The following is a 12,926-nucleotide window of genomic DNA, read 5'->3' as shown; positions in this document are numbered from 1 at the left end:
AACCTCGCTATGCCTCGCCGTCTTCGGTCTCGATCTTCGGCTTGATGATGCCGTACCCACCATTATGGCGGTGGTAGATGACGTTCACGAGGCCGGTCGTGGCATTCTCGAAAACATAGAAGTCGTGGCCCAGGAGGTCAGTCTGGACGAGCGCCTCCTCCTCGGTCATGGGCGTGAGGTCGACGTACTTCTCGCGCACCAGCTGGTCGTCGAGCTCCTCCCCCTCGATGAGGTCGTCCAGGTCGCCCAGGGGCACGCCCTCGCGGATGGTCTGCTGCGAGCGCTGCTTGCGGTCGATGACGCGCGTCTTGTACTTGCGCAGCTGGCGGGTGACCTTGTCCGCCGCGTCGTCGATGGCGGCGTACATGTCCTGGTTGCTGGCCTCCACGCGCACCACGTTGTCACGGACGAACACCGTGATCTCGCAGGTACGGCGGTCGGGGTTGGAGGGGTTCTTGTCGACGCGCAGGACCACGTCGCAGCTCATCGGCTGGATGTCAAACACCTTGAGGGACTCGCCCACCTTGTCAAGAACGTGGTCGCGCATGCCATCAGAAACGGAGACCTTGCGTCCCGAGATCTTGATGTCGACCATCAGTACCTCCTCGCTTCGCGTGACTTGCGTGGGCCCTCTCCGAGAGCCCACCGTGACTCATAGATACCCCAGGAGGGGGCTCTTTGGCAGTCGCTTTCGCCAAGCGGCGGGCGCAGGCCGCGACGCCTGCGGCATCCGTCCCTACACGCTGGCCGCGTTGGAGCCGGCCTCGGCGGGAGCGGCCTCCTCGGCCGGCTCCTCCTGGACGGGGGCGGGGACTTCCCTCACCTGGCTGGTGTCACCCAGCTGGGGCATGCCGCCCAGCCAGCGCGAGCGGATGCCGTCCTCGATGCCGTTGGACTGCAGCGTGTCGAGGGCGGACTTGATGCCGCCCTGCAGCTCCGTGTTGGTGGGGAGCACGCCGATCCCCTGTGTGACGGGCGCGTCCAGCGTGCCCGCGAAGGCGATGTCCTTGCAGCCCATGGAGAGGAAGGCTCCCGAATAGGCGTCGCAGAGCACGTAGTCGACGCCTCCCACGTCGAGCGCGGCAAAGGCCTCGTTGAGGTTGGCGAAGGTCTTCTCCTCCATCACCAGGCCCGTCGAGCGGAGCGCCTTCTGCGACACGGAGCCGTCCTGCAGGCCCACCGTCTTGGACGAGAGGTCCTCGACCTTTGCCACGCCCGTCTGGCCCTTGTGGAAGAAGGCCGTGGCGGACTGCGCGTAACCGCCCACCGCGGCTGCGGAGCTCGAGTCGCCGGCACGGGTGTCCATGACCACGTCGCAGCTCTTGCCCAAGGCACCGCTCGCGCTGGGGACGCTCACGAAGCTCACCTTGAGGCCGAGCTCGTCGGCTACGGCGGAGGCGAGGTCGACGTCAAGCCCGACGAACTCCCCTCCCTCGAGTTGCGCACAGAAGGGGATGCCCACCGACGAGGACTTGAGGCCCACGGTGAGGGTGCCGGGCGTCACGAGCGCCGCGTCCGAGACCTGGGGCGACTTGGTGGCCCGGGCGGCGAGCGCCTCCTCCACGCCGGTCTTCGCCAAGGGGTCGGGAATGCCCTGGGCGAGCCCCGCCAGGCGGTCAGGCACGGAGGCGAGCTGCGACACGTCAGGCGCGTCGCAGCCCCCCAGGGCAAGCGAGAGGAGCAGCCCGGCCATAATTGGAGCGACCACCTTTGACGTCTGGGACCTCATCTTGCACCTCTCGCCTTCTTCGAGCCCCTGCCTGAACTTGCCGACGCACGCTGCCGAGACCTCGTCCCTTGTCCCGGTCCTGGTGACGCAGCTCCGCCTTACCCAGCTGACCTGGTATTTGACCCCACACTCGCGCACTGGGGCTTTTGCCGTGACCGCCGCGGCGGCCCTGACTGGAGGCCCTCTCGCCCGCGAGGCCGTATGCCTCTGAGTATGACGGGCGGTGCGACTTACCTCTAGGACGAGCCATGCTCGCCCGGACGCGCACGCCCGGACTTACGTGGATCCCTTTGGCCTCGTCTGCCATGGACTAGGGCGCTGGCGCCCGCAACCACAGACCTGGGTAAGGCTTCGCACAGTATACCAGCATGTTTGCCCGCTTAAGGCCAGCTGGACGACGGTCCAGCTGGCGGACGGGGATGCGCCGCCAGCGTGACGGGCGGGCGGGGCCTGACGGCCTTCCGCCCCATCGGGCGACGCGTCGGGCGTCGCGACATCCGACGCGACGGCGCCGACGCCCCTCACCAGACGCGGGCGACGGAGCAGGCAGTGACGCTCCTCGCGCCCCGCCCGAGGAGGGCCCGGGCGCACTCGCGCACGCTCGCCCCCGTGGTGATCACGTCGTCGGCGAGTAGGAACGAGAGGCCGTCCACCCTCTCCAGCACGTCAATGCTCCCCGCCAGGTTGGAGGCGCGCGCCTCTCGCCCGAGGCCTCTCTGGTCGCTTGACGAGCTGCGGCTGAGGACGTCAGCCAGCGGAAGCCCCAACTGCGCCGCAAGCGAGCGCGACACCAGCTCCATGTGGTCGAAGCCGCGCCGGAGGTAGGCCTGCGGCGTGGCGGGGACGAAGCAGACAGCGTCCAGGTCAGCGCGGTCGAAGCGGGGACGTCCGTCCTCCGCGGGCCAGGACGCGGCCTCGTCGAGCGAGCAGAGCATGAGCGCCGCGAGCACGGGGGCAAGCCGCAGCTCGTGGGCGTCCTTGAGGCCCGTGACGAGGCGAGAGGCGACGCCGCCAAAGGGCAGCGAGCTCACGCAGGCGCGGGTCTCCCACGCCTCGTCGCACTCGGTGCAGGTCATGAAGCCATGAGGCGCCCCGCAGTTGGGGCAGGCCCAGGCCTGGGCGACCCAGGGAAGGGACGCCCGACAGTCGGGACAGAGGAGCTCTCCGCCCAGGTCGCAGCCCAGGCAGCGGGTGGGCCAGAGAAGCTCCTGGGCGCCCTCCGCAAGGGCGTGCGCGGCATGGGAGAGGAACGGGCCATCGGACCTGACGGTCGGGATGACGTGCGGGAGGCGGTCGATGCGCATGGCAGGCCTTACGCCGGGGCGCACGAGGGGTCGTTGGCTTGTGGGGCGATGGTAGCACGCCTGGGATGGGGCGCGGGTGCGGAGGGTGCCGCCCTCCGTCAGGCGCGGTACCGCGCGGATGGCACGAGGAGCCCGAAGGCGTTGCGGAGCATCGCTTCGTAGCTGCGGGCGCGCGGGGCGACGTCGGCCTCCTCGCGCACGCGGGCCACGCAGTCGGCACTGAAGGCGACCATCGCAGGTTCGCAGCGAAGGCCGCGCAGGGGGACCGGCGCCATGTAGGGGGCGTCCGTCTCGCTGAGCAAGAGCTCCTCGGGACAGGACGTCGCGGCGGCGCGGATGTCGTCCGAGCGGCCGAAGGTCGCCGCCCCACCGAAGGCGACGTGGCAGCCCAGCTCCACGAAGGGAGCCATGACCTCGGGACCCTGCGTGAAGCAGTGGAGGTCGCAGCCAACGGCGGGAAGGCCGCGCTCGGCCAGGACGCGTGCGGCGAGCTCGTGGGCGAGCGTGTCCTGGGCACCGTCCCGGATGTGGAGCTCCACGGGCAGCTCGCGCTCGCGGGCAAGTTCGAGCTGGAGGCGGAAGGCGCGCTCCTGGACGTCGACGGGCAGCTCGTTGTAGGGACCGAGGTCGAGGCCGATCTCTCCCACGCCCACGGCACGCGGGCTCGCAAGGAGCTCGTCCAAGCGCGCGAGGGCCGCGCCGTCCAGCTCCGCCGCGCCATAGGGATGTGCCCCGGCGACGATGCGCAGGTTGTCGAGGAGGGACGGGAGCCCCTCGTAGCCCAAGGCGCCGGGCGGCAGGATGCCGCGCGCCGCGCAGGCGTCGAGCAGCTCGCGCGCCTCGTCCACCTGGGCGTCGATCCAGCCCAGCAGCTCGCCGGCACTCCCCCACCTGCGGGGGATCTCGTCCACCGGGTCGACGGGAACCACGAGCAGGCGCAGGCCCGCAAGCGCGGCCCGCACGAGGACGGCAGGCGCGTCATGGCCGAGGAAGCCGGTCAGGTGTCCGTGGCTGTCCGCGAGGGGCGCGGGCGCGGAGGGAAGCGCCACGGGACGGCCCTTCTTGTCGTGGAAGAGAGTCCCGTCCTCGTCGACGCCCAGCCTCTGGAGCAACTCGTCTACCGCCATGTGCGTGTCTCTCTCTTGTGGTCGTTCACGGTCGTTGCGGCCGTCCGCAAGGTGCTCGGCCACCTATGCAAAAGGCAGCATTCTGTGCGAAATGCTGTCGAATTTGACGTTTTCCCAGTTGAGGTGAGAAAAAGTCAGCAAATCTCACAGAATGCCGCTCGGCGTTGCCACCGCAGCATCGCCAGAGCCGTGGAGCCTGCCGCTGCGACCCCCAACGCTACCAGCCCAGCGCCTCCGCCAGGCGCACGAAGTCGGCGGTCGCAAGCCGCTCCGCGCGTGTGGTGGGAGCGATGCCCGTGGCGGAGAAGGCGGCGTCCAGGCGCTCCCGGTCGAAGCCCAAGGCGCCCATGGAGTTGCGTATGGTCTTCCGGCGCTGCGCGAAGGCGGCGTCGATCACGGCCGCGCACGCCGCGACGTGCTCGGGCGAGAGGGGCGTGCCGTCCGGTCCCAGGCAGGGACGGCGGTCGATGCGCACGACGGCGCTCTGGACGTGGGGCGGCGGCATGAAGTTGCCGGGACCCACCTCGAAGCGCCCCGTGACCTGGGCATAGAGTCCCAGCTTGGCCGTGTACGCCCCGTAGTCCCTGCCGCCCGGCGTGGCCGCGATGCGGTCGGCGACCTCGGCCTGGACCATCACGACCTCGCGGCGGACGCGGGGCATGTGCTCGAGCGTGCGCAGGATCACGGTGGCCGCGACCTGGTAAGGCAGGTTGCTCACCAGAAGGCGCGGCTCGGGGTCGATGCCCGCGAGGCCAAGCGCGGCGACGGCGGACGAGAGGCCCTCCGCGTCCACGCGCAGGGCGTCCCCCATCACCAGGGAGAAACGCTCGGAGTCCCTCTCACAGGTCTGGGCGAGCACGGGCTCGAGCGCGCGGTCGGCCTCGACCGAGACCACGGCTCCCGCCTGCCGCAGGAGCGCCACGGTGAGCGTCCCGATGCCGGGTCCGACCTCGAAGACGACGTCATCGGGACCCAGCTCGGCGAGCCGTAGGATCTTCGCGACGACCCCGTCGCTCACCAGGAAGTTCTGTCCCAGACGGTGCTTGGCGAAGAGGCCGAAGGCGTCCAGGACTTCGCGGGTCGAGCGGGGGTTGGCCAGCCAGGAGCTGGGCGTGGGATCAGACGTCGCGCCACACGACCCAGCCGCCTGGCTCGAGCCGGGCGCGCCTCCGTCCGGCAAGGCGCCACCGGAAAGGCCGACGCCCCTCTCGCCTGGCTCGATGCCCACGTCGCCCCCTTACTTCTTCGCGGCGAGGCGCGGGAAGAGGGCGTCGCCCTTGGTTACCTCGACGCCACCGACGAGCCCTCCCCAGGCGCAGGCGGCCGCGAGGTCGTCGCAGGAGGCCTCGTCTCCCAGCGCCATGCGACGCAGGACCTCGGCCGAGGTCTGGGGCATGAAGGGCGCCAGCAGGTGGGCGCAGATTCGGATGGACTCGAGAAGGTTGGTGATGATGTCGGCGAGCTCCTGGGCGCGGGCGGGGTCCTTCGCAACCGTCCAGGGGGCGGAATCCTCGACGTAGTGGTTGGCGGCGTGGACGAGCTCCATCACGACGTCCTTGGCCCCCACGTAGTCCAGGCGGTCCATGCGCTCGGAGTAGCGCCCCTCGATGCCCAGGGCGATGTCGCGCAGGGGGTTCTGGCGTTCGGCCCAGCCGTCAGCGAGCTCCGGCGTCCTGCCGTCGAAGTACTTGGCGCACATGTTGAGCGCGCGGCTCACCAGGTTGCCCCAGCTGTTGGCCAGGTCGGCGTTGTAGACCTGCTCCATGCGGCTGAAGCTGATGGCGCCGTCCTCGCCGGGGTTCACGTCGGTCATGAAGTAGTAGCGGTAGCCCTCCACGCCCAGCATGTCGATGACGTCCTGGGGCGCGATGGCGTTACCGCGGCTCTTGGACATCTTCTCTCCCTTGCCGGTCTCCTCGTTGCGCACCATGAGGAAGCCGTGGGCGAAGACGTGCTCGGGCAGGGCCTCGCCCACGGCCATGAGCATGGCGGGCCAGATGACGCAGTGGAAGCGGATGATGTCCTTGCCCACCACGTGGAACTGGGCGGGCCAGCGACGAGCCAGCTCGGCGGCCGCCTCGTCACCACCCTGGCCGTAGCCCACGGCAGTCATGTAGTTGAGGAGGGCGTCGAACCACACGTAGGTGACGTGCCTCTCGTCGAAGGGCAGGCGGATGCCCCAGTCGAAGCTCGTGCGGCTCACGGAGAGGTCCTGGAGCCCGCCCTCGACGAAGGTCCTCACCTCGCGCATGCGGAAGTCGGGCTCGACGAAGTCGGGATGCTCGTCGTACAGCCTGAGCAGGCGGTCCTGGAAGGCACTGAGCTTGAAGAACCAGGACTCCTCCTGGACGCGCTGCAGGGGACGGCCGCAGTCGGGGCAGAGGTGCTGGCCCTCGGTGTGGTTGGCCTCGTCGGACTTGCTCACCTGGGTCTCGGTGAAGTAGGTCTCCTCCGGCACGCAGTACCAGCCGTCGTAGGAGCCCTTGTAGATGTAGCCAGACTCGCGCATGCGCTCCCACAGGTACTGCACGGCCTTGACCTGGCGCGGCTCGGTGGTGCGGATGAAGTCGTCGTTGGAGATCTCGAGGGTCTTCCACAGTCCCTCGAAGAGGGGGGCCTGGGAGTCGCACCACTCCTGGGGGCTCACTCCGTGCTCGGACGCCGCCTCCTCGACCTTCTGACCGTGCTCGTCCATGCCCGTGAGGAACTTCACGTCATAGCCCTTTGAGCGGCGATAGCGCGCCTGGACGTCGCAGAGGACAGTGGAGTATGCGGTGCCCAGGTGGGGGGCGGCGTTGACGTAGTAGATGGGCGTGGTGATGAAGAAGGACGGCTTGTCCATGCGATCTCTCCTGACGACGGTCCTGATGGCGGACGCCCATCTCGGTGGCGAATGCCAAAATGAGCAACTAGGCATTGTACATCAGGCGAGAGGGGCGCCCTTCGCGGCCGGGCGCGACGACCGGGTCGAGGCCCGGTGGCGGCCGGGACTAGGCGGCAGCAGCGGGACAACCGCGACAGCTGCCCCCCGACGGACAGGCGCGCGGCATACGGGCGCGACGGCCTCGCGGCCCACCTCCCTAGCGGCGCTTCAGCGAGTTGAAGAGACCGCGGGTGAGCTGACGCGTCGCCTCGCGGCCGAAGGTGCCCAGGATGGAGTTGGCGAAGCGACCCACCTGCTTGGCCATCTGCTCCTGCTTCCTCTGGGCCTCCCGCTCGGCGCGCGCCTGCTCCGCCGCCTCGCGCTTTGCGGCGGCCTCCGCCTCGCGCTCGAGCTGCCTCTGCTGGCGCTCCTGCTCCCTCTGTGCGGCCTGGGCGGCCTTCTCCTCCGCCTTCTGGCGCTCCCTCTCCGCCTTCTGCGCCTCCTTCTGTCGCTGGGCCTCGAACTCGGCCTTCTCCTTCTCGAAGGCGGCGCGCTCCGCGGCGAGCTTGGCATTGGCCTCTGCCTCCGCGTTCTGGCCCTCGATGGTCTCGTAGGCGCTCAGGCGGTCCACCGCGGTACCGTACTTGTCCATCAGGTTGCCCTGACCGGCAAGGACGGACTGCATCACGTCGGCGTCCGCCGCGGCCATGCGGCACTGGGGGAAGAGCACCTTGGCGCGCTGCACCACGCTGGGCTTTCCCTCCTCGTCAAGGAGCGAGACCAGCGCCTCGCCGGTCCCCAGGTCCTGCAGGGCCTGGGCGGAGTCGAAGGCGGGGTTGGCGCGGAAGGAGTCCGCGGCGGCGCGCACGGCCTTCTGCTCCGCGGGGGTGTAGGCGCGCAGGCCGTGCTGGATGCGGTTGGAAAGCTGGGCCAGGACCTCGTCGGGAATGTCCGACGGGGACTGGGTGATGAAGTACACGCCCACGCCCTTGGAGCGGATGAGCTTCACGACCTGCACGATCTTGTCGCGCAGCCCCTTGGGCATGCCATCGAAGAGCAGGTGCGCCTCGTCGAAGAAGAAGACGAAGCGGGGCTTGTCGGGGTCGCCCACCTCGGGCAGCCCCTCGAAGAGGGACGAGAGCATCCACAGCAGGAACATGGCATAGACCTGCGGACTTTGGATGAGGCGGGAGGCATTGAGCAGGTTGACGTAGCCGCGGCCGTCGGGCGCGCAGGCAAACCAGTCATCAAGCTCCAGGCTGGGCTCGCCGAAGAAGACGTCGCCTCCCTGGTCCTCGACGGCGATGAGCGAGCGCTGTATGGCGCCCACCGACTGGGCGGACACGTTGCCGTACGTCGACTGGTACTCCTTGGCGTGCTCCAGGACGTAGGCGAGCATCGCGCGCAGGTCCTTGAGGTCGATGAGGAGGAGGCCCTGGTCGTCGGCCACGCGGAAGACGATGTTGAGCACGCCCTCCTGCACGTCCGAAAGGCCCAGGAGGCGGCTGAGCAGGGTGGGGCCCATGTCAGAGACGGTGATGCGCACGGGGACGCCGTCGCCACCGAGCATGTCCCAGACGCGCATGGGGCAGCCTTGGAAGGAGAACTCGTCCTCCTTGATGCCAAAGAAGTCCATGCGCTGGCGCAGGTTGTCAGAGATGGCACCGCCCTGGGCCATGCCCGTGACGTCACCCTTCACGTCTGCCATGAACACGGGGACGCCCGCGTTGGAGAAGCCCTCGGCCAGGACCTTGAGGGTCACCGTCTTGCCCGTGCCCGACGCGCCGGCGATGAGCCCGTGGCGGTTGGCCTGGTTGAGGAGCAGGCAGCAGGGCACGTCCCCCTGGGCGGCCCAGATCTTGTCGTTCACGAGCATGGGCATCCTCCGATTGGTGCGGGCTGGTCATGGGCCAATTGTACGACGGGGGTGGGACGCGGGTCCGGCCGGGGTCGCTGGCGTAGCTGTGGCGGGTGGGATGGATGAGGCGTCTGGGCAGCCGCGACTCTCGCAAAAAACTTTGTTCGTGCGAGAAGAGCCCATCCCCAACTGGACAAACGTCGGCGATGCTCACATCTTTGCGGGGATGTGCGAACGGCACGGCTGGGGGCACGGAACGGCCGCACCTCTCGCCTGGCAGACCAGCCGTCGCACCGAGTCGTTATTGCTTCAATCGATAACCAGGTGTCCCAAAAGCGACGTGCCACCATGTCTCTTGAGCTGCCACAATGTGCAGTCGAGAAGAACCGTGCGCCTGCGCGGCAGGCCCGGGCGCAAAGACGAGGAGGCACGAGCGATGGCAATTCCGTATGACAAGAGGACCCCACACCGCTTCGACGTGGTGGGCAGCTTCCTGAGGCCGGCGGAGCTCCGCCAGGCACGTGCTGCCTTCGAGGAGGGCCACCTGGGGCAAGATGAGCTCACCCACATCGAGGACGCGGCGATCCGCGAGCTGGTGGCCAAGGAGCAGGCGGCGGGCCTCGGCACCATCACCGACGGGGAGTTCAGGCGCCTGACCTGGCACCTCGACTTCATGTGGGGCTTTGCGGGCATCGGCCACAGCAAGACCAAGGACGGCCTGCCCTTCCATGGCGAGGCAGCCAAGATCGACGACACCTACCTCACCGGCAGCCTCGCCTACAAGGGGCACCACCCCTTCGTGGACCACTTCCGCTTCGTGCAGGACCTGGAGGACGCCAACACGGTGTCCAAGCTCACCATCCCCGCACCCGCCCAGTTCCTGGAGCAGCTGGCCATGCCCTTCGCGCTCCAGAACACCCGCCGCTACTACGCCGACGACCAGCGCCTCGAGGACGACCTCGTGGCCTGCTACCAGGCCTTCATCCAGGACGTATACGACGCCGGCTGCCGCAACCTCCAGTTCGACGACTGCTCGTGGGGCCTGTTGGTCGACCCCCACGCGGAGCAGTTCTTCGGCACCGACGCGGCGGGAATCGAGCGCACCAAGGAGCGCTTCCTGCAGGTCAACAACCGCGTGCTGGACGCCCGCCCCGAGGGCCTCACCATCAACACCCATGTCTGCCGCGGCAACTTCCACTCCACCTGGGCCTGCGAGGGTGGTTACGACGACGTGGCGGGCACGCTCTTCGCCCGCGAGCACGTGGACAACTTCTTCCTGGAGTTCGACGACGACCGCTCAGGAGGCTTCGAGCCCCTGGCGCAGGTCGCAGATGGCAAGAAGGTCGTCCTGGGCCTCGTCACCACGAAGTCGGCGCAGCTCGAGGACCGCGGGCAGGTCGTGGCGCGCATCCACGAGGCGGAGCGCTACCTCCCGCTCGAAAGGCTCTGCCTGTCCCCGCAGTGCGGATTCGCCTCGTGCGAGATTGGCAACAAGCTGAGCGAGGAGCAGCAGTGGGCCAAGGTCGCCCTGGTGAGGAGCATCGCCGAGGAGGTCTGGGGCTAGGCGAGACCAACGACAGGGTCGCGCGGCACCTCGTCGACGCGGGCGAGAGAGGCGGGCTCCGCTATTGTTCGGCCGTCCTCAGCACCAGGTCGTAGACCTCGGAGCGGGGGCGGCCGAACTCCTTGGCGAGCCGCTTGGCAAGGCCGCTCTTGGGCTCGTCGGCCGCAAGCGCCGCCGCGATGGCGTCCTCCAGCGTCGCCGGCCCGGAGCCCGCCGCGTGAGCGCGCTCGAGGAGCTCGTCCTCGCTGGGGGCGCCTATGACCACCACGCACTCCCCCCTCAGGCTCTCGCGGTCGGCGACCTCCTCCGCGACCTGGGCAGCTGGCCCGCGCACGACCTCCTCGTGCAGCTTGGTGAGCTCGCGCACCAGCGCCACCTGCCGCGTCGGAAGGACCCGGGCCACCACGGCGAGCGTGGATGCAACGCGATGCGGCGACTCATACACCACGAGCGCGCCCGGCACCTGTGCCAAGGCCTCGAGACGCGCCGCCATGGCCCCCTCCCGCCGAGGCAGGAAGCCCTCGAAGAAGAAGTGCTCCATGGGAAGTCCCGAGGCCACCAGGGCACAGGTCACGGCAGAGGGACCGGGGATGACCTCGATGCGCAACCCGCGGTCGAGCGCCGCGTCCACCAGCTGCTGGCCGGGGTCCGACACGCCGGGCATGCCCGCGTCGGACACGAAGGCCACGCGTTCGCCTCCCTCGACGCGCGTGAGGATGCCCTCGACGCGCTGGGCGAGGACGTTCTGGTCGGCCCTCTGCAGGGGGACGCGTATGCCAAAGTGGGCCAGGAGCTTGCTGGTCACGCGGGTGTCCTCGCAGAGCAGGAGGTCAGCCTCGGCCAGGGTGCGCACGACGCGCGGCGAGGCGTCCTCAAGGTTGCCGATGGGCGTTCCCACGACGGAGAGAAGCCCCTCTCCCCCGCCCTCGCAGCCTGTCGTGCCCGCACTCGTGCCCGCACCTGCCCCCACGCCGGGACGCGCCCCCTTGGGCGATCGGTCAGTTGCCCGGTCGTTTGGTTGGCCACCCGGCTGGCGGGACGGCCGCAAATCGAAATCCATCACACGAGCATCCTTCGCTCGAAGGTTGCCAGGGACACGCGGGCGTCCCAGCCCGAGAGGCGACCCTCCGTCTTCCAGGTCTGGAAGAACCAGGCGGGGCAGCCCTTGAACGCCGCGATCTGCTCGGACACGAAGACGCGCTCCAGGGCGATCCGGCCTTCGGGCGTGGTGGCGGAGTCCGAGAAGGGCAGCGACCCCGACCACTTGCCCACCATGACGGGAAGCCCGCTCCTGCCCGCGAGCTCCAGCGCCTTCTGCGAGCTCAGGGCGAGCTTGCGGATGCCGGAGGGCCCGGCACTCTCCACCTTGTCGAAGTAGTGGTAGAGGTGACAGTCGAGCCAGACGTTGTGGTAGCGGCGCGGGGCCATGAAGCGACTCCAGGCGCCGTGACGACCTGCGTCCGGCACGATCACGGCGACGTCGTCGCCCGCGTTCTGACGCACGGCCTCGTATGCCTCGCGGTAGTAGTTGCGCAGGGTGTGCAGGGGGACGCCGTCCGTGAGGCTGAGGCCATGGCGCTGCTGCGCCACCGGGTCGTCCGCCACCTCGATGCCGGCGAAGGCGACGCGCAGGGCATAGCGACGGGAGAGCGCGGCCACGACGCGCAGCATGTCGTCCTTGTAGCGCGAGAAGTCGCCCCGGTTGCGCAGCATGTCCGCCTCGGCGCTGGGCACGCCGGGAGAGATGGCCAGCGCGAGGACGATCTTGAGGTCAATCTCCTCCGCCCACTCGAAGGCCTTGTCCACGTAGTCGACGCACGAGACGAAGGGCCCCGGCTCGGGGCCGGCGTGCCCGAAGGCGTACCAGGGCACGGGCAGGCGCACGGCGTTGAAGCCGCGTGCGGCGATCTGGACGAAGTCGGCCTGCGACATGAAGCCCTCGCGGTGACGGAGCACCAGCTCCCGGTAGCGCTCGCGGCCGAGGGACGAGACGAGCCGCTCCTCCTCGAAGACACCAGAGTCGGCGAAGAGGGACGGCGTGACCCAGGGCTCGAGGACGAGCCAGCCGGTGAGGTTCACACCGTGTAGGGCACGCTCTGCCATGGGACGCTCCGATTCGCAGGTAAAGGGGGCAAAATCACTTGCTGGTCACTTGCTGGTTCGAGTATAGCCCGAGGATGGGACACATTTGCCAGCGTCGTAACCACCCACTTCTCGCCTGGCGCGCGAAAGGGGCGATGTGGGTCGTTGCAAGCGCCCCTCTCGCCCAGCGACCACCCACTTTGGACGTCCCGCAGCGTCGTAACCACTCACTTCTCGCCTGGCGCGCGAAAGGGGCGACGTGGGCGAACGCAGGTCTCCCGTATCACCCACATCTCCATCGAGGCGGAGAGAAACGCCCACATCTCTGCCGTGACGGCAACCCAACCACCCACTTCGTCTTTGCCGCGCGGAAGGGGCGGTGTGGGTGGCTCGCCCCGG

Annotated in this window: 10 protein-coding genes; 1 reads left to right on the top strand and 9 read right to left on the bottom strand. The window is 69.0% G+C overall.

The window, feature by feature from the left end:
* Positions 1 to 7: 7 nt before the first annotated feature.
* From hpf to HMPREF1008_RS04010, 7 genes are all read right to left on the bottom strand, one after another.
* Complete coding sequence (gene hpf, locus HMPREF1008_RS04040) at positions 8 to 595, bottom strand: ribosome hibernation-promoting factor, HPF/YfiA family (protein ID WP_009278560.1); 588 nt, start codon at positions 593 to 595, stop codon at positions 8 to 10.
* Positions 596 to 736: 141 nt separating this feature from the next.
* A complete protein-coding gene (locus HMPREF1008_RS04035; protein ID WP_009278559.1) occupies positions 737 to 1,729 on the bottom strand; it encodes an ABC transporter substrate-binding protein in 993 nt (330 codons plus the stop codon).
* A gap of 521 nt (positions 1,730 to 2,250) precedes the next feature.
* Positions 2,251 to 3,033 (bottom strand): ComF family protein, encoded by a 783-nt coding sequence (locus HMPREF1008_RS04030; protein WP_009278558.1) that lies wholly within the window; start codon positions 3,031 to 3,033, stop codon positions 2,251 to 2,253.
* A gap of 98 nt (positions 3,034 to 3,131) precedes the next feature.
* The gene (locus HMPREF1008_RS04025) at positions 3,132 to 4,160 is read right to left on the bottom strand and encodes a TatD family hydrolase (RefSeq protein ID WP_009278557.1); all 1,029 of its coding nucleotides are present in this window, start codon (positions 4,158 to 4,160) and stop codon (positions 3,132 to 3,134) included.
* Positions 4,161 to 4,377: 217 nt separating this feature from the next.
* Positions 4,378 to 5,388, bottom strand: a complete 1,011-nt coding sequence (rsmA, locus tag HMPREF1008_RS04020; RefSeq protein WP_009278556.1) for a 16S rRNA (adenine(1518)-N(6)/adenine(1519)-N(6))-dimethyltransferase RsmA — start codon at positions 5,386 to 5,388, stop codon at positions 4,378 to 4,380.
* A gap of 9 nt (positions 5,389 to 5,397) precedes the next feature.
* Positions 5,398 to 7,002: a methionine--tRNA ligase gene (metG, locus tag HMPREF1008_RS04015; protein WP_009278555.1), complete on the bottom strand. Its 1,605-nt coding sequence runs from the start codon at positions 7,000 to 7,002 to the stop codon at positions 5,398 to 5,400.
* A 238-nt stretch (positions 7,003 to 7,240) separates the two neighbouring features.
* Positions 7,241 to 8,899 (bottom strand): helicase HerA-like domain-containing protein, encoded by a 1,659-nt coding sequence (locus HMPREF1008_RS04010; protein WP_009278554.1) that lies wholly within the window; start codon positions 8,897 to 8,899, stop codon positions 7,241 to 7,243.
* 418 nt (positions 8,900 to 9,317) lie between these two features.
* On the opposite strand from HMPREF1008_RS04010, the gene HMPREF1008_RS04005 reads away from it, so the two are divergent.
* Entirely contained in the window at positions 9,318 to 10,445 is a 1,128-nt protein-coding gene (locus tag HMPREF1008_RS04005) for a 5-methyltetrahydropteroyltriglutamate--homocysteine S-methyltransferase (RefSeq protein WP_009278553.1), read from the top strand.
* Between the two features lie 61 nt (positions 10,446 to 10,506).
* Here the strand turns inward: HMPREF1008_RS04005 and rsmI are convergent, their stop codons facing one another.
* Complete coding sequence (gene rsmI, locus HMPREF1008_RS04000; RefSeq protein WP_009278552.1) at positions 10,507 to 11,505, bottom strand: 16S rRNA (cytidine(1402)-2'-O)-methyltransferase; 999 nt, start codon at positions 11,503 to 11,505, stop codon at positions 10,507 to 10,509.
* The gene (locus tag HMPREF1008_RS03995; protein ID WP_009278551.1) at positions 11,505 to 12,548 is read right to left on the bottom strand and encodes a glycoside hydrolase family 5 protein; all 1,044 of its coding nucleotides are present in this window, start codon (positions 12,546 to 12,548) and stop codon (positions 11,505 to 11,507) included. Before HMPREF1008_RS03995 ends, rsmI begins: the two co-directional genes overlap by 1 nt.
* Positions 12,549 to 12,926 lie beyond the last annotated feature (378 nt).

The organism is Olsenella sp. oral taxon 809 str. F0356, assembly GCF_000233535.1.
In the GTDB taxonomy this organism is placed as follows: domain Bacteria; phylum Actinomycetota; class Coriobacteriia; order Coriobacteriales; family Atopobiaceae; genus Olsenella_I; species Olsenella_I phocaeensis.
Note: the sequence above shows the minus strand (reverse complement) of the source record. Positions and strands in the feature narration are given on the sequence as shown.

Coding starts and splice junctions, on each gene's coding strand:
- hpf (WP_009278560.1), bottom strand. CDS start 595: ATGGTCGACATCAAGATCTCGGGACGCAAGGTCTCCGTTTCTGATGGC.
- HMPREF1008_RS04030 (WP_009278558.1), bottom strand. CDS start 3,033: ATGCGCATCGACCGCCTCCCGCACGTCATCCCGACCGTCAGGTCCGAT.
- metG (WP_009278555.1), bottom strand. CDS start 7,002: ATGGACAAGCCGTCCTTCTTCATCACCACGCCCATCTACTACGTCAAC.
- rsmI (WP_009278552.1), bottom strand. CDS start 11,505: ATGGATTTCGATTTGCGGCCGTCCCGCCAGCCGGGTGGCCAACCAAAC.
- HMPREF1008_RS04005 (WP_009278553.1), top strand. CDS start 9,318: ATGGCAATTCCGTATGACAAGAGGACCCCACACCGCTTCGACGTGGTG.
- HMPREF1008_RS04010 (WP_009278554.1), bottom strand. CDS start 8,899: ATGCTCGTGAACGACAAGATCTGGGCCGCCCAGGGGGACGTGCCCTGC.
- HMPREF1008_RS03995 (WP_009278551.1), bottom strand. CDS start 12,548: ATGGCAGAGCGTGCCCTACACGGTGTGAACCTCACCGGCTGGCTCGTC.
- HMPREF1008_RS04035 (WP_009278559.1), bottom strand. CDS start 1,729: ATGAGGTCCCAGACGTCAAAGGTGGTCGCTCCAATTATGGCCGGGCTG.
- HMPREF1008_RS04025 (WP_009278557.1), bottom strand. CDS start 4,160: ATGGCGGTAGACGAGTTGCTCCAGAGGCTGGGCGTCGACGAGGACGGG.